At 53.0% G+C, this 16,886-nt stretch carries 11 protein-coding genes; 8 read left to right on the top strand and 3 right to left on the bottom strand.

Features of this window, described 5'->3' with window-relative positions:
- Positions 1-368 precede the first annotated feature (368 nt).
- Entirely contained in the window at positions 369-1,379 is a 1,011-nt protein-coding gene (locus ACR0AU_RS08400; RefSeq protein WP_170732801.1) for a LacI family DNA-binding transcriptional regulator, read from the bottom strand.
- A gap of 248 nt (positions 1,380-1,627) precedes the next feature.
- On the opposite strand from ACR0AU_RS08400, the gene ACR0AU_RS08395 reads away from it, so the two are divergent.
- The 5 genes from ACR0AU_RS08395 (at position 1,628) to ACR0AU_RS08375 (ending at position 8,235) form a co-directional block, all read left to right on the top strand.
- Positions 1,628-3,820 (top strand): DUF1989 domain-containing protein, encoded by a 2,193-nt coding sequence (locus tag ACR0AU_RS08395; protein WP_480439018.1) that lies wholly within the window; start codon positions 1,628-1,630, stop codon positions 3,818-3,820.
- A 41-nt stretch (positions 3,821-3,861) separates the two neighbouring features.
- Positions 3,862-4,815 carry an ABC transporter substrate-binding protein gene (locus ACR0AU_RS08390; RefSeq protein WP_480444206.1) on the top strand — a complete coding sequence of 318 codons (954 nt, stop codon included), beginning with the start codon at positions 3,862-3,864 and terminating at the stop codon, positions 4,813-4,815.
- Between the two features lie 89 nt (positions 4,816-4,904).
- Entirely contained in the window at positions 4,905-5,960 is a 1,056-nt protein-coding gene (locus tag ACR0AU_RS08385) for a quaternary amine ABC transporter ATP-binding protein (RefSeq protein WP_170801754.1), read from the top strand.
- A complete protein-coding gene (locus ACR0AU_RS08380) occupies positions 5,957-7,513 on the top strand; it encodes an ABC transporter permease subunit (protein ID WP_170635906.1) in 1,557 nt (518 codons plus the stop codon). Before ACR0AU_RS08385 ends, ACR0AU_RS08380 begins: the two co-directional genes overlap by 4 nt.
- Positions 7,510-8,235 (top strand): alpha/beta fold hydrolase, encoded by a 726-nt coding sequence (locus tag ACR0AU_RS08375; RefSeq protein WP_480795543.1) that lies wholly within the window; start codon positions 7,510-7,512, stop codon positions 8,233-8,235. The genes ACR0AU_RS08380 and ACR0AU_RS08375 overlap by 4 nt, the downstream gene beginning before the upstream one ends.
- Positions 8,236-8,573: 338 nt before the next feature.
- Here the strand turns inward: ACR0AU_RS08375 and ACR0AU_RS08370 are convergent, their stop codons facing one another.
- On the bottom strand, positions 8,574-9,458 hold the full coding sequence (locus ACR0AU_RS08370; protein ID WP_480795542.1) for a LysR family transcriptional regulator: 885 nt from the start codon (positions 9,456-9,458) through the stop codon (positions 8,574-8,576).
- 94 nt (positions 9,459-9,552) lie between these two features.
- Here ACR0AU_RS08370 and acdA point away from each other — a divergent pair, with 94 nt between their 5' ends.
- Positions 9,553-10,770, top strand: coding sequence for a 3-sulfinopropanoyl-CoA desulfinase (gene acdA, locus ACR0AU_RS08365; RefSeq protein ID WP_170732797.1), 1,218 nt, complete (start codon positions 9,553-9,555; stop codon positions 10,768-10,770).
- Between the two features lie 340 nt (positions 10,771-11,110).
- Positions 11,111-11,464: a hypothetical protein gene (locus tag ACR0AU_RS08360; protein ID WP_170732796.1), complete on the top strand. Its 354-nt coding sequence runs from the start codon at positions 11,111-11,113 to the stop codon at positions 11,462-11,464.
- A 564-nt stretch (positions 11,465-12,028) separates the two neighbouring features.
- Here ACR0AU_RS08360 and ACR0AU_RS08355 read toward each other — a convergent pair.
- Positions 12,029-13,726 carry a hypothetical protein gene (locus ACR0AU_RS08355; RefSeq protein WP_480795541.1) on the bottom strand — a complete coding sequence of 566 codons (1,698 nt, stop codon included), beginning with the start codon at positions 13,724-13,726 and terminating at the stop codon, positions 12,029-12,031.
- A 293-nt stretch (positions 13,727-14,019) separates the two neighbouring features.
- On the opposite strand from ACR0AU_RS08355, the gene ACR0AU_RS08350 reads away from it, so the two are divergent.
- Positions 14,020-16,083, top strand: coding sequence for an alkyl/aryl-sulfatase (locus ACR0AU_RS08350; RefSeq protein WP_480795540.1), 2,064 nt, complete (start codon positions 14,020-14,022; stop codon positions 16,081-16,083).
- Positions 16,084-16,886: the final 803 nt, after the last annotated feature.

Here is a 16,886-nt window from a genome sequence, read left to right as displayed (position 1 = left end):
AACTGGCAAAGTGCGCGAATGGCAGGTAAGTGTAGCGTTTCTATGACTGACCATCCGATCCACCATGTCCGCCCACACCGTCAAGCCGGCGTTGACAAGGGACTATATCACGAGTTTCTGTGTCGCCTCTGAAGTCTGCTACGAACCCAAAGCAACCGTCGATCTGGCGTCTATTCTTTTCGAGTTCGGCCCGTCGCGAACCTAATAATCCAGGCGCTCAATGCCAGGTAACGAATGGCGGTTGATCGGACAAAGCCTCCTTTCACTGGAAGTAGCCCAATGGCAGTCATATGTTCATTGCGTCAGCTTTTAGATGAAAAACACACATTTTACACCGCTTCAGTCTATTTTCAGTACAAGAAGCCAATCTATGCCAATTTTCGTGTGGAGTTCCTCACAATCAGTTCAGCCTGAAGAAGTTTCGATTTAGGAACGGCTTGGTTTTCCAACCACTCAACTATCGCTGTGGCAGTGGCTTCACCCATCCGTGTGACGGGCAAATGCACGGTCGTGATTTCAGGAAAGGTGCAGGATGAAGAGGGCAGATCGTCGATGCCAACAATTGACATTTCATGAGGCACTTTTACCCGCTTTCTTTGCAATTCAAAAAGAGAGCCCATCGCCAAGACATCGGAAAAACAGAGAATAGCAGAAAAGGCCGTGTCCCCTGCAAGAAGATTCTGAGTTGCGACGCAGCCACCTTTTATTGAAATTTCCGTTTCGTACATTTGCAGGGTGTGGTTCACATCCGGATTCTTCAAACCATCAAGCCGTGCCAGCGTCCTATCGTTGTTTTTTGTTGGCCCGTGAATCACGGCAATATTTCTATGCCCAGCAGACAGAAGAAAATTGAGAGCGGTGCAAGAAGCGCCGGCGTTATCATAACCGATGGTCGGAAAATGGTGGTCCCTTTCATAGTAGGAGGTGGCGATCACAGGGAGGCGTGTCCGTTCGATGATCTTTTCGAAGTCTTGACTGTGTGTGATGCCGGAAACAATCAGTGCTTCTGCACCAATATCAACCAGACCTTGCGCTTTATTCGTTTCTACGTCCGGGTCGCCATTTGTAGTTGCGACTACGAGTGACAAACCATTTAGTGCCAAACCTTTTTCAAGAGCAGCTAGAAATTTTGAGAATATTGCATTGTCCAGAGTTGGAACCATGGCCCCAACGACTCGGGTTCTCCCGGAATTGATCGCACGGGCTGCAGCACTTGGTACAAAATGCAGCTTCGAAATAACATCAAGCACACGGTGGCGCGTGTCTTCAGACACGGTTTTCGGAGAATTCAGTACGCGCGACACCGTCGCAACGGAAACATCTGCTGCCTTGGCAACATCCCGAAGGTTCGCGCGCTTCTTATATTTCTGCTCGGTCAATTCCTTTGAATTCCTTGGATATCCTCGATCTCGCGACAGTTACCTTGACACATGTAACTAGTTTCATCAAGATTATGTAACTAGTTACAATAAGCGACTCACTTTGGAATACGATGCGCGATTATTCGATACTACATGAGTTCAGCAATAGCGGTTACATGACGCCTGGACGCTTTTACCCAGGGTTTCAGAAGCCGTCGCACGGAAAAACATATACGCTAGGTCCGCGCGAAATACTGAATGTTATCATGCGACCAGGTGATCTTCTGTCGGTGACAGGCAATTGGCCTAAAAACCAACTGCAAGTCATTGCTTTTGACGAAGTGGGCGGAGATGCGCTTGTGTCGCTAGCGCTTATTAAAGCAGGAGTTTTGGATTTCTCCAAAGTAGATGGCGAAAAACTGATCAATTGGATTGCAGCTCAGGGAGGTAAACCAGAATCCGAGATTGGTATCGCTTACCTTCCTGAAAATGATGATCTGATCGTTCTAAAAGCCAGTGCTACAATTTCAGCTTGGATCATGCGGGCTATGGATCGTGATCAACTGGCAACCGGGTCCAGAGGTGGATCAGTCAGTATCTCTCATCAAATGGCAAATGCCAGTAGTTCGATATTGCCCGAACCCCTGGGTGATGTGCGAAAGGAATTCACCGTAAAGCGCGGCACTGGATTGTCATATGAAGTTAAGCAAGGCGAAATAGTCCAAATCATTGATGTCGAGGGCCAACAATGCTCGGACTTTATCGCAATGCGAGCAGATAAACTCGAAAAAGGTGAAGAATGGCTGATCGACAGTACTGCAACTCGGTCTTTGGTCCGGCGCGCTTATCCTGGCCCTGGTATGCTCGACAAGTTTTTCGATAGTGACATGAACCCGCTTCTAAATGTCGTTCATGACACTTGCGGACGACACGATACTTACGGGTTGGCTTGCACCGCACGGGGATACGCTGAGCGAGGTTTTCCAGGCCATGTCAACTGTTCTGACAACATTTCTGAAACACTGGCGCAATATGGAGTTAGACGCCGCGCGGCCTGGCCTGCAGTTAATTTCTTCTGGAATACTTGGATTGATCATAATTCCCACGAACTGCTGGTAGATGAAAGCTATTCGCGCCCAGGCGATTACGTCGCAATGCGGGCAATGGAAGACTTGGTATGCGCTTCCACGGCGTGCCCAGACGACATTGACCCGATAAATGGCTGGAATCCCACAGATGTGCACGTGCGGATCTACCGTCCAGATACTCCAATCCGCCGTGCGGTCGCTTATCGCGAAAAGGAAGATGCCCCCATGTCCATAAGTCAGGAATCGGCCTTTCACGAGCGTCTGGAGCCGCTGACCCAACATTTTGCGCCTGCGCGGGACATGTGGGCACCTGTTAGCTTTCCGTCATATGGTACATTGGGCGAATATTGGGCCTGCAGAGAAGCAGTAACTTTGCAGGATATGAGTGGGTTGCGTAAATTCGACATCATTGGGCCAGACGCTGAGAAACTGTTGCAGCTGGCAACCACGCGCAATGTCGCCAAACTGCCGGAGTGGCGGGGTACTTACACGCTGATGTGTGACGATACCGGCGCGGTAATAGATGACGGTACGTTGTTCCGACTCGCAAATGACCTGTTCCGCTGGTGTTGTGGCGCCGAGGAGAGCGGTCGGGCATTGCAGTCATTGGCGGAGGAACGCGGGTTCCAAGTGCGTATCCATGATCTGCGGAATTCGCTACCAAACCTGGCTTTGCAAGGGCCGAAGTCCCGAGAGGTTTTGCGCAAAATCGTTTTCACACAACCACATGTGCCCTCCCTTGATCAGCTCAAATGGTTTGGCTGTACTGTTGCCCGATTAAATGGTCGCGAAGGGGCACCTTTTATGCTGTCCCGCTCTGGCTACACTGGGGAACTCGGGTACGAGATTTTCTGTTCAAAGGCCGATGCCGTAGCCATTTGGGACGCAATCATGGAAGCAGGTGAAGGTTTCGGGATCACCCCTATGGGATCAGCCGCGCTGGAGATCATCCGGATCGAAGCGGGCCTAGCAGCTGCAAATGCTGAATTTGCGCCAGGCGTCGACGCGTTCGAGGCCGGCCTGGGATTTGCTGTTGATCTGACCAAGGCCGAATTCACCGGCAAGGCAGCATTGGAGCGTAATCGGCAGAGTCCGCGGCAGGTTCTCAAGGGATTACTTTTGGAAACTGACGATATTCCCATGCATGGAGATGCGGTATTTGCAAAAGAAAGACAGGTCGGGGTGATTACCTCTGCAACCAAGTCTCCTTTGCTTGAGCACGGTATCGCGATCGCACGCCTTTCGGTGGAACACTCGAAAACTGAAAATAGGCTGGAAATCGGGCAGCTTGACGGGCGCATGAAACGCCTTGGTGCGAAAGTCACAGAAATTCCATTCATAGACCCGCAACGAAAGCGGGCGCGCGCATAAGAATTCAACTTACCAGCAGGAGAGTTACTATGAATATAAGCATGAAATCCCTGACAGTGTCAGTCTCGCTGGGCCTCTTGGCCCTGCCCGCCGCTGCGGCTGAAGAGGTAAAAATCGGAGTCCCATCCTGGACTGGTGCTCAGGCAATCGCACATCTTCTAGGCGCGGTTGTCGAGATGAGGATCGGAGGCACAGTCGAGTATGTACCCGGCAATAACGCTACGATTTTCCAGGCGATGGACCAAGGTAAGGGCGACATCGATGTTCACCCTGATGTTTGGCTACCTAATCAACAAAGTTTTACTCAAAAATACGTAGATGACGCGGGAACGGTCACCTTGTCGTCCAACCCTTACGAAGGTAATCAAGGTTTCTGTGTATCCAAGGACTTTGGTGAAGCGAACAACATCACCGATATTGCCGATCTGGGTCGTCCTGATGTTGCCGCACTGATGGATAGCGACGGCAATGGCCGTGGTGAAATGTGGATCGGTGCTCCAGGCTGGGCTTCAGCAAATGTAAACGAAGTCAAGGTGCGCGACTACGGCTTGTTGGACTTTATCGAACCGGTCCGTGCTGAAGAAAGCGTTAAAACAGCGCGTATCAAGGATAGCATCGCCAAGGGCGAGGGCTATGCATTCTATTGCTATAAACCTCATGCAGTTTGGTACATGTTTGACGTGGAAATGCTGTCGGAGCCCACATTTGACCCCGAAAAATATGTGATGGTGCAGCCGTCGGATGATCCCGATTGGTATGAAAAGTCGACAGTTGCCACCAAGGACGCGCTTAAGAACGTGCAGATCGCATGGTCCAACTCGCTGGTTGACCGTTCGCCGGCTATTGCTGAGTTTTTTGCCAACTTTAAGTTAACAGCTGATGATGTTTCAGCCTTTGCCTTCGAAATCAGCGCCAATGGCCGCGACCCGGCGGACGTAGCAAGAGAATGGGTCGAAGCGAACCCCGAGCGTGTGGATGGTTGGCTGGGTCTTTGAACCCAACCTGAAGAAATGACCATGGTGGCAGTTCCATTTCGCTGCCACCCTGAGCCAACTAGGCCCATTCCGAGGCCGCTGGGGGACGCATGGGTGACGATACAGTTATTAAAATATCGAATGTCTGGAAGATTTTTGGAGCGAAACCCGAAGTCGCATTGCAGGCAATCCGTGAGCGTGGGCTGAGCAAAGCTGAGGTACTAGCTGAATTCAACTGTGTTGTCGGCGTGGCTGATGTCAGCCTGTCTGTGAACCGCGGTGAGATATTCTGTATCATGGGCCTGTCTGGCAGCGGCAAGTCCACGTTGGTGCGCCACTTCAATCGGCTTCTGGAACCTACCGGTGGCAAGATAGAGATCGAAGGAACCGACGTTATGGCACTGGGGCCGCAAGAGCTTCAGCAGTTCCGTAACAACAAAATCGGTATGGTGTTTCAGAACTTCGCTCTAATGCCGCACCGTTCGGTTTTGGACAACGTCGCCTTACCGCTGGAAATCAGACAAGTTAGCAAAAATGAACGTATGCGGCAGGCCGCCGCGATTCTGGACATTGTCGAGTTGGGGGCCTGGGGGTCAAAATTCGCGCACGAGTTGTCCGGTGGAATGCAGCAGCGCGTGGGCTTGGCGCGCGCATTGGCTGCGAACCCGGATGTGCTGTTGATGGATGAGCCGTTCTCGGCGCTCGATCCGCTCATTCGACGACAATTGCAGGATGAATTTATTCGGCTCAGTAAGATTTTGAAGAAGACTACCATCTTCATTACGCACGATCTGGACGAAGCGGTGCGCATCGGTAATCGAATTGCAATCATGCGCGATGGCAAAGTGGTTCAGATCGGCACTGCCGAAGACATCGTTATGAACCCTGCCGACGATTACGTGGCAGACTTCGTAGCGGGTATCTCGCGCCTCAAAGTGGTGCGCGCGCACGCAGTGATGCAACCAATTTCAGACTATGTAGCCACCCATGGCCCGTTGGACGCAGATGCACCGCGCGTCAATGAGGCGGAAAATCTTAGCACTCTGATCAATTTGGCGATTGACCACAGCAGCGCCATCCTGGTGGAGGACGGCGGCAGGGATGTGGGTTTGATTACCCGCGCCGATTTGCTGCGCACAGTAATCGAGGGGACGGAAGTATCATGAGCACATCCGACGCGAACCCTGATGGCGTAAACCCGCTGGAAGATACCGAAAGCGAAGCTGCTCTGGCCTATGCTGAAGAACGGCGCGAGAACATTCGCACATTTGTACGTACTAACCCCGATTATTACATCAAAAACTTTGACAAGATCGGCGCGTCCGCTCGCTTTACGGCGACCTTCAATCTGATGGCCGGGATTTTCGGTCCAATCTGGTTCGGAGCGCGTGGCTTGTGGTCTTGGGCACTCCCATTCCTAATCATCGAAACACTCGCCTATGTGCAGATTGCCCGCGGTCTTTTTGGAGACCTCGCAGCCGACGCGATGGCTCGTATCGCTTCAATTGAAGGAACATTGGAGTTGCGTCGTCAGCAATTGGCTGCTGCGATCGAAGCAAATTCCGACAAGATTGATGTCTACCAGCGTACTGTCGAATCTCTTGAGGCCAATATCGGCGGTATACGAGCCGAAGCCGAAGCATTGGCCGCCCAAGGCCCCGCGATCATATTGTCAGGTCTTATTATTCTGTTGGTCATAAAAGCGGTGCAGTCGGTTGTGGCAAACTGGGCGCTTGAGGCACGGTTTTCAGAATGGATTTCGGATCGTTCGATCCGTTCAGCTATGCCTGTTTCTGAGATCGTGTTCAGCACAATTTTCATGGCGTTAATCGTAACAGCGGCAATGTTGCACTACAGCTTCCCCGGGCGTTTTTCATTGCTCAGTCACTTTCCAACAGATCCTGATATCCGTTTGACCGGCATCACTTGGGTGGAAGACTTCATCGCGTTTTGCGTCCGCAACAGTGAAGCTTTTTTTGATGGGCTGACGATCGGTATCCGTGCACTGCTCGATGCCTTAGAGGTCATCCTTGTCCAGACACCTTGGATCGTAATTGCATGTCTGATCATACTGCTAACTTGGCTAACTGCCGGTATCAGCACGGCTATCTACTCAGGGGCGTTCCTGGCCTATATGGGTCTTTTGGGCTTCTGGGAGGCGGCAATGACGACACTTGCTTTGCTAGGCACTGCTGCTTGTCTCTCAATCGTGATAGGCATTCCACTTGGAATGTTCGCCGCACGGCGCCCGCGTTTTTATGCTTTCATCCAACCAATTATGGATTTCATGCAAACCATGCCGGCGTTTGTCTTCATGGTGCCTGTGATCGCGTTTTTTGGCGTCGGCAAGCCCGCAGCCGTTATTGTCACGATGATTTTCGGCGGTACTCCTGTGGTACGCCTGACCGTACTGGGCCTGCGCGGCGTGCCTGAAAGCGTGCGCGAAGCGGCAATCAGTTTTGGCGCAAACAAATGGTACTTGCTCACAAAGGTCGATCTGCCCCTGGCTAGCCCCTCGATCCGGGCAGGAATCAACCAAACCATCATGCTGTCGCTCGCCATGGTCGTGGTAGCTTCGTTGATCGGCGCCAAGGGTCTGGGCGAAGACGTGCTTGAGGCGCTGCAATACGCCAATGTCGGGCAGGGAATCCTTGCAGGTTTTGCCATCCTATTTTGCGCCATGATACTTGACCGAATTGTGCAGGGACAGCGAAAGTGAGGCCGCTTGTCCTAGTCCATGGTTTCATGGGGGGAGGCGCGCAATGGGCACCGCAACAGCACCAATTTTCAGAAACCCAAAAGCTGATCACGATCGACTTGCCTGGGTTCGGACAGAATGCAGGCTTACCTAGCATCGACACGATCGGCGGATTTGCTGATTGGGTCCTGGAACATCTATTCCACCTTGGCGTCGAACAATTCAACCTCTTGGGACATTCGATGGGCGGAATGATCGCGCAGGAAATGATACATCGTGCCCCGCAACGGATAGGTGGGTTGATCCTTTACTCCACTGGCGCGGTTGGCATCCTGCCCGACCGTTTCGAGACAATCGAGGAAAGCAAACGGCGTGCCCAAACCGAGGGTTTCCAGGAAACAGCTCGCCGCATCGCTGCGACATGGTTCTTGGATGGCCGGTCTGCTGAAGCTTACTCAGACTGCGCTGAGATTGCAGCGCAATGTACACCGGATGCCATGCTCAAGGGGCTGGACGCAATGCGCGCTTGGCGCGCCGATGATTATCTCTCTGCCATAAAAGCTAACTCTCTGGTGATCTGGGGTGACATGGACCGCACGTATTCGTGGACACAGACCAAACAACTTTGGAAGTCGATCAATCAGGCTGAGCTTTCCGTCGTTCCCGGCTGCGCCCACGCGGTACATCTGGAAAAACCCGATATCTTCAATGTTGTGCTGTCGGATTTCTTACGCCGGACTTAAAAAGATGCTTGTGCTGATAGCGTTGCTGATTTTAGCGTCTCTGCGGCGTAGAAGATATTGCACACCCGATCTTAAATGGCCGCTATATCAAATTGGAGGAGTTGCCATCACAGATGCAGCGAATGACCGATACTAAGGGCCAAATCGCAGCAATGGCAACCATAGGTAAATGGTAATAACGGGCCGTTAATGTGTGAACCCAATTGAGGGCTTCAAGATCGGAAGCCGGTTCTATTTGGGCACTCGTCCAAACTGACTGGACACGCAACGGAGATCACGTGTGCGTTTCAAGATCATAGTCGATCTAGCCGAAGCCGCGAGTGCAGGAAAGGTGTTTCTTATTCGCTCGCAGCGACGGCCTCGCCTGTCGAAAATAGCGCGGCAAGCATCGCCTCACTTCCAGCCAGCGCGCCCTTGCCCACGGTCGCAAGAACAAGTTTCCGAGCCGACGATTGTGGGAGACAAATACTTTTGACGTAGTCAGACCGATACCGCAAAACATCGGGGACAGGCAGAAGCGTAAAACCCAACCCTGCCGAAACACACTCCATAATCGCTTCAAGGTTATCAAGGACAATGGTTTCGGAACCCTTTGGTCTTTTGTGCTTAAGCATCTCTCCAGCAATGAGTTTTCCGATCCCGGTGTCGGGCATAAAGTGAAAGAAGGGCTGCGCATTCAATAAACCCGCGAGGCCGTCTTTCAGCAATTTCTCATGGGCTGCAAAGGCAAAGGGTTCCTCTCGAAGCACCTTTTCCGCAAGCGTGTCGGGAACACCTTCTGCATCTGTAAGAAGGGCGGCATCAAGCTGACCGCTTACAACCTTTTCTTGTAGAACCTTGGACAGGCCGGTTTCGAATGAGAAGGTCGCTTGCGGTGCTTGACGTTTTGCGTTGTTCAGGAAGTTCGGCAGCAAGCGAACGGCAGCAGTTGTGACAAATCCTATTCGGAAATGCCCAACAAGCGTGTCCGTCGGGCGACAGATTTTGAGAAGGCTGTCTTCGTGCTGCAGGAGCGGGATCGATGCCTCGACGACGCTCCGGCCGATTGGCGTAAGTCGCGGTGGTCGTACGGTGCGGTCAAAGAGGTCGACGCCAAGCTCCACCTCAAGCGCCTTCATCTGCATTGAAAGTGCAGACAATGTCATGTTTTGCTGCTCGGCCGCTTTCGCAAAGGAGCCGACATTCGAGACCCGTATGAGGGTTCTGAGAGAACGTGTCTGCATAACTTAAGGTATATTGGATTAGATATCCAATTTTATTCGATTGTGTTGTATTACTGCAAGCGTATTCTGTTAAAAACAGAGACGAGGGACACGCATGCCGCATCCGCTTGTGAACGTTGCGAAAGAACTGGCCCCAGAATTTGAGAAACGTGCCGCAGATTGGGACAGATCGCGCAGGTATTGCTGGCTGAATGTTGGTGAATTGGCCGATGCTGGCATCATGGGTATGACCATTCCAAAGAAATATGGTGGGCAGGGCGCGAGTTTTCTGGATGTCACCATGGTGGTCGAAGAGATCGCGAAAGCCTGCACCCTGACCGCCCGCATCGTTGTCGAGAGCAACATGGGCGGCATCAGTGCGGTCATGGGGTACGGCAATGATGAGCAGAAGGCTTTTTGTGCTCAGCATGTCCTGGCAGGAGATAAGCCCGCGATCTGCATAACCGAACCAGACTCGGGAAGTGCCGCGACCGAATTGCAGACTACCGCGCGGAAACAGGGTCGCACATACATCCTCAACGGGTCCAAGCATTGGATCACTGGTGGAGGGGTCTCGAAGCTGCACCTGATCTTTGCCCGCGTGCTCGATGAGGCAGGCGTCGATCAGGGGATTGGCGGTTTCATTCTGTTTGCCGATCCGATGTCAGGTGATACGCCCAAGGGGTTCACCGTGGTGGGTCGCGAATACACGATGGGCCTTTGCGGTATGCCCGAAGCAGAATTGCGGTTCGAAAATATCGAGATCAACGAGAAATGGCTGGTCAAACCGCCTTCAGGATTGAAGCGTGGCTTTGCCGACCTGATGAACGCTTACAATTCGCAACGCGTCGGTGCGGGAGCAGTTGCTATGGGTGTTGCGGCAGGGGCACTTGAACATGCAAAACGCTACCTCGTTCAACGTGAACAATTCGGGCGCCCGCTTGCAGAATTCCAGGGGCTTCAATGGATGCTGGCCGATATGGACACGAAAGTTCATGCAGCTAGGCTGCTGCTCCATGAAGCGGCACGATCGCGTGGCCCAAACGGCAGTCAGTATCCCGATATGACCATGGCCGCCCGCGCCAAGCTTTTTGCGTCCGAGATGGCTATTAAGGTGGTCAGCGATGCGCTGCAGATGTTCGGCGCGCGCGGCTACAGCGATCGTGAACCTCTGGAGCGGATGTATCGCGATGTGCGCATGTTCACTATCGGCGGCGGGACCGCACAGATTCTCCGGACCCAAATCGCCGGAAATATTCTAGGCATTAAAACACCACAGACGCGGGACGGATATACGCGCCTTGCCGACATGGAGCGTTACGCGGCTGAATAGAAGACCCTGTAAAAATTGAAAAAGACTTTCGGGCCGCCGACTTTCTTGTGCCGCAGCCCTACGCGGCTGCGTGCCGTCACGCCTGCGGCATGCTCGGCCGACGGTTTTTTCGCGTTAAGCTAGTTGCCTAGTTAGCCAACTTAGCTGCGCAAGAAAGTCGCTGTATTCATGCGCCAGAGAAGTTTGCGACCGAGCCAGCGAAACAAATGCAATTTTACGCTGCTTAAAATGGCTGGGCTATTTTTCGACAATCGTAAACTTCCTAAATGAGATTTGCCTAGGCAGGCAAGTTTAGCGCGTACGCCAAGCAATTACTTCGATTCCCGAAAGGAAAGCTGCGATGAAAAAGTTCATTTTTGTTGCTCTCATCAGTCTTACCGCATGCACTCAGTACCCGATGCAGAAGCCACTGATGGTTGACGGAACCAGGAATGCGACCTTCTACACAGATGAGGCTGAATGCCGATTGATGGCCGCGAGTTTCAATCCTGGGCAGCGTAAAATAGATGCTACGTTCGGCGCTATTGATGGCGCGGTTACTGGTTGGGTTGTTGGCGAGAAGGAAGATGTCATCGGAGGTGCGATCGCAGGTGGCATAGTCGGATCTGTGCGCGGCCAGTACAATGACGAAATGGCGCGGCGTCATGTGCTTGTGAACTGCATGCAGGTGCGTGGTCACGGTGTGGTGGGCTAGTAATGGCTGCAGATTACTCAGTGGTTTATCGAACGGGGCCTTGGCCGTGACTCAGAAAAGGGTCCGAACAGAATTCGTAATTTGGGGTAAATTCTGACCAGAGAAGGAGTGCTCTAATGCCGAATAAACGTTTCAGTTGTAACAGTTAAAGAAACCGGCCTGATTGGGTGGGTGAACAGTGTCGCGCAGATCTTCCAAAGACGCGTTTCGATTGCCTTGCATGTTGGCGCATCGAATTGACATATCCCACCCAGAAGCGCGCTTCTTTCAGGCTACAGGTGATCAACTTCCGCATGTTTAGCACCGATGAGCAAAGTGTTTTGCAATGCCGAAACTACGTAAAAGGCCGTCCCCAAAATGTGCCAACTCTGACAAACCATTCCAGACATGGACCGGCAGCGACCGTTGGCCCGCTTGCGTGAAAGCTAGAAAATGAACGACGATCTGATGATATAAAGTCAGCCATCTGACGTGGTTTACTTATTGCTGCGTACAAGGGTGATGCGATTCCAGATAACTGTGAAACCCACCGATGAATAGGTGTGCGGAAACTGGATAAGCCGGTCAAGAATCTGACAAACCAGCCTTGTGAAGGCTGGCCAACAGGTTCTCCTTAAAAGTGGCGTCAAGTTGCCAAATGGCAAGTATATCCGATGCAACAGATGAAAAATCTGGGCGTAGAACCAACAAGCTGCGTAGGGCCGCCTGGGCCTGTTCCCCATTTCCCAGTTTGCTGTGTAGCGCGGCCTGCCATAGATGGGTCCAGAAGAAACCTGGCATATCGATTTGTTCCAATTGTGCCAGCGCCGCTGCATAGTCGCCCTGGTCGAACTCGTAAAAAACCCGCGGAAACAGATACCACTGAGGATGCACAGGGTTCAGAGCGATTGCCCGGTCTACAATAGCAAGTCCTTTGTCCCATTCGCCACTGAACGCCAGACGCATCCCGTAATGGGCCAGAATGTCGGTGTCATTCGGATTCAGGTCAATCGCCCGTTGCCCGGCCTCGCGGAACCCGGCAAAATCACCGAGCACGAACCGCATATTGGCCATCATCAGATGTCCCGCCGCCAGATTTGGGTCGATCTCGACCGCCCGGCGTGCTGCGGCATCGGCTGCGGCCAGAATCTGTTCGCGATTTCCGCCCAGCCCAAAACGTATCTGTTGCAGATACAGGTTCGACAGCACCGCCCAGGCCTCGGCATAATCCGGAGCCTTCTCAAGCGCGTTCAGGATGCAGGATTTGATTTCGGCATGGCGATCCAGATTGATGGTTACCTGATAGCTGTAATAACCAAGCACACAGTCATAAGCATCGCGATTGTTGGGTGGAATTCTATCGGCATCTCGCATCGCGCCAAGCGTCAGTAGCCCGTATTTCCCGGCCAGTTTACCCATTACATCTCGGATAATGCTGTCCTGTACCGCATAGATTTCCTCGGAGGTATTGCTGACTTCATAGCTTTGCGACCAGATATATCTTCGGTCTTTCAGATCAATGAGGCGTGCGGACAGGCGCAAGGTGTCGCCCCTGTCCATCACATTGCCTTCCAGCGCGAAATCGGCGTTGAATTCTGTACGCAAGCTCGTCGTATCAATCTCGGTTTCACCAGAATGCAGTGTGCTGCCAAGGGGCAAGACCCAGATGTCCCGGAACCGGATCAACTCGGTCGTCAACTGCCGGGTAAGACCATCGGCGAGGTACTCGGGGCCCTCTCCCAGAGTTTCAAAGGGCAGTACAGCCACGACGGGCCCTTTGGGCAAGCTGTGATTTGCCTGTTCCTCAGGCGTCCCTGAACGGGTCAATCCCCAGATCAGCCCAAACAATGCCAGGCCAAAGGCGACAGCCAGTCCAATCCCAGCGCGTCGTCGCCTCCTGAGCCCGGCATTGGGCCGGGCGTCAGCAGGTGCCGGAACAGGGCCGAGCAGTGAAGATTTTTCGAACCGCGGCGCGTATCCTCCTTTGGGTATGATGAGACGTATCGGATCGCCCCGGCCGGGCCCGGCATAGTAGGTGTCAATGTCCTGCCTTAGTCGCCGCGCCTCAAGTCGGACAATCGGATCGACCTGCTGGTCGAAGCTTTCGTCGCGGTCAAAGACGGACATGGCAATCGACACGCCTTTGATCTGATCTGAACGACCGGCCAGATATTCCTCGATGATATAGTTCAGAAATGCGCGGCGTTTGGGGCTAGCGGTGAAATCCGGATGATGCAGGATACGTTGCATCTGTACCCGAATTTCGCGCTCGGTAGTATCCACTTCAATATCCCTCTGCCTCGGGAAAACCAAGGAAAACCATTATGTTGGCCTCGTTGATACATGTGTTTTTCGACAGGTGGCAACATGTTTGCACTTCTCGGGAAAAATTCTGCGGATAAGAGGGCCGCACTGCTGGTCGTACAGGCAGGCACCCGGCTTCCAAAAGATCGCGCATCTCGGCACTTCTGGAGGTCAATGCACCGGCGGGACGAATTTCAACCTCGTGGTTCGTCCCGTCAGACCTCCTGCGCTGCGATCTCTTTTGAAGCGTTCATGATAGGAACCGATTATATATGCCACGCCGAACCACCTTACTCTTGACCGTCACCCTTTTGACGCTGACCTCAGGTCTTGCCGTCGCGCAGGATGGTAGTCCTCAGCACTTTGACCCGAAGGGCAAGCTGCCCTCGGATTACACGATCGAATTCCAGCAAACCCAACGCAATAACCTGCCGTTCGATGACGAGCGTGACTTTGAAGAAAGCCGCAAGGGGCTAATTGCGGTTCCAGAATACCGCCAGATCAAAACCGAGGATGGCACCGTCGCCTGGGACATCGGCAGCTATGACTATCTGCTCGAGGGCAAAGAGTTCGACTCGATCCACCCGTCGTTGCAGCGTCAGGCGATCCTGAACATGAATTTCGGCCTGTACGAGATTCTCGACGACAGCATCTATCAGGTGCGTGGCTTCGATCTGTCCAACATCACTTTTATTCGTGGCGATACCGGCTGGATCATCTTTGACCCGCTGGCCTCCAAGGAAACTGCCGCTGCAGCGCTGAAGCTGCTGAACGACACCGTGGGCGAACTTCCTGTCAAGGCGGTTGTCTATTCGCATTCCCACGCCGACCATTATGGCGGTGTGCGCGGGGTGATCACCGATGAGGACGTGGCAAACGGCGTGGAGGTGATCGCGCCCGAAGGTTTCATGGAACATGCGGTTTCCGAAAACGTCTATGCGGGCAACGTGATGAACCGCCGTCTGTTTTTCCAATACGGCGTATTGCTGCCACGCAGCCCGTTCGGTCATGTGGATCAGTCCATCGGCAAGAACATCTCGGCTGGCACCACGGGCCTGATCGAACCGACCCGCTATGTCTCGGACGCGTATGAAGAGATCATCGTAGACGGCGTGCGTATGATCTTCCAGAATACACCGGGTACTGAAGCACCTGCTGAGATGAATACCTATTTCCCCGACCTCAAGGCATTCTGGGCGGCGGAAAACATCACTGGCACAATTCACAACATCTATACCTTGCGTGGCGCACTGGTGCGCGATGCGCTGAGCTGGTCCAAGCATGTCAATGACGCGCTGTACAAGTTTGGGCAGGATGCCGAGTTGATGTTCGCCTCTCACTCTTGGCCCCGTTACGGAAATGAGCGCATTCAGGAAGTGATGCGTGCGCAGCGTGACACTTACGCCAATCTTAACAACGGGGTACTGAATCTGGCCAACAAAGGCGTGACCATTAATCAGATTCACAACGTCTATGACGTGCCGGAAAGCCTGCAGCAGCAATGGGCCGCGCGCAGCTATCATGGCTCGGTCGAGCATAACAGCCGGGCGGTGATAAACCGTTATCTGGGCTACTGGGATGCCAACCCCACCACGCTGACACCCCTGTCGCCAGAAGACAGCGCGCCGCTGTTTGTCGAGATGATGGGCGGTGCCGAACCGATCCTGACAAAAGGGCAGGAACTGGTGAACACCGGCAAATACCTTGAAGCGACCGAGATTCTGAACAAACTGGTCTACGCCGAGCCACAGAACCAGGCCGCCAAGGACCTGTTGGCCGACGCGTTCGAGCAGATCGGGTATCAGAAGGAAAGCCCTTCGGTCCGCAACTCGTTCCTTGGTGCGGCGTTCGAACTGCGCAACGGTATTCCGCAGGGCGCTACCATCGAGACCACCGGTCCCGATACGATCAAGGCGATGCAGACCACGATGTGGCTCGACTTTCTGGCCATTCGCGTCAATAGCGCCAAAGCCGCCGATATGGAGTTCACCATCAACCTGTCGATCCCCGACCGGGACGAGAACATCGTTGTCGAGATGAGCAATGCCACTCTGACTCATATCGTCGATCAGGTGGCGGAAGACGCCGATCTTTCGATCAGTCTGAGCCGCACGGACTTGGAAAAGGTCATGACCGGTGAGCGCAGATTGACCGAGATGCTCGCTGATGGCACCGCGCAGTCTGAGGGCAACGCCGAGATCGTAGCGCAACTGGCTTCGACCCTGGATCAATTCGATTTGGGTTTCGAGTTGATGCCCGGCACCGGTGCGCAGGATTTGACACCACCCGCCAATGATTTTGCCCAGCCCGGGTTAGCAAACTCGAGTGGCGGCTGAGGCGGGACCGTCCGATTGAAAGCTGGCTCAGGGTTTTGCTGCCCTGGGCCTCTCTCTTTCTGACTATTGGACCGGGAGAAGTTTTCGACCAGTAGTGCTGGTATCGGAGCAGCAGAATGCCCCGTCCGAACGACTGCTGGATTGTTACCGCCGTGCGCGGACTCTTTCATCCGTGGTGTCAATGCGGGATCAGAATCTTCAGCCTAAGAAAGTCAAAGCGCATGACGCAAAAATCAAACTGGGTTGTTCTGAAACTTGCAATTTGTGAACATCAGCCAAGATATCAAACTACCTAGAGGTCCCGATCCGTAGATTTCAATTCACTCCTGGACCCCGTCCCGTACAACGATTCAAAGAACTGGCTGCTTAGCGCCGCGGGTCGGATGGGTATCTTCGAACTGGAGGAAGCTTCACAACCCAACTGTCGAATGTGAAGTGGTCAGACCTTAGCTGCGAAATGCTATGATCGCTTCCAAATTTCGATAAGACACTGTGTGTCGCAAATCGAAGTATTTAGTGTAATCATTAATGTCTTTGCGGAAACGGCAGCCTTCAAAAAGATCATACGTAAGACCGTTCTGAGAACTACTTTAGCGAAACGAATACCTCAACGGGCTGTTTGGTCAGCCCGAACCCATATCTTGCGACACTTCTCAAGTCGTGAGACGAAACTGTATTTCAGGTTCATTGGACCGAAAGTAGTAACCTGATGTTAGAACAGTGGGACGATTAACTGGGCCAGAAATGCTTGTTCTCTGAAGAAGCACCCGTCACACTGTATTTTTCTTCAAGCCAAGGTACTA

This window comes from Ruegeria sp. CG1 (genome assembly GCF_056537265.1).
Note: the sequence above shows the minus strand (reverse complement) of the source record. Positions and strands in the feature narration are given on the sequence as shown.

Excerpts from the sequence above, each read along its gene's own strand:
- ACR0AU_RS08385 (WP_170801754.1), top strand. The coding sequence starts at position 4,905 with ATGGGTGACGATACAGTTATTAAAATATCGAATGTCTGGAAGATTTTT.
- ACR0AU_RS08360 (WP_170732796.1), top strand. The coding sequence starts at position 11,111 with ATGAAAAAGTTCATTTTTGTTGCTCTCATCAGTCTTACCGCATGCACT.
- acdA (WP_170732797.1), top strand. The coding sequence starts at position 9,553 with ATGCCGCATCCGCTTGTGAACGTTGCGAAAGAACTGGCCCCAGAATTT.
- ACR0AU_RS08370 (WP_480795542.1), bottom strand. The coding sequence starts at position 9,458 with ATGCAGACACGTTCTCTCAGAACCCTCATACGGGTCTCGAATGTCGGC.
- ACR0AU_RS08390 (WP_480444206.1), top strand. The coding sequence starts at position 3,862 with ATGAAATCCCTGACAGTGTCAGTCTCGCTGGGCCTCTTGGCCCTGCCC.
- ACR0AU_RS08350 (WP_480795540.1), top strand. The coding sequence starts at position 14,020 with ATGCCACGCCGAACCACCTTACTCTTGACCGTCACCCTTTTGACGCTG.
- ACR0AU_RS08395 (WP_480439018.1), top strand. The coding sequence starts at position 1,628 with ATGCGACCAGGTGATCTTCTGTCGGTGACAGGCAATTGGCCTAAAAAC.
- ACR0AU_RS08380 (WP_170635906.1), top strand. The coding sequence starts at position 5,957 with ATGAGCACATCCGACGCGAACCCTGATGGCGTAAACCCGCTGGAAGAT.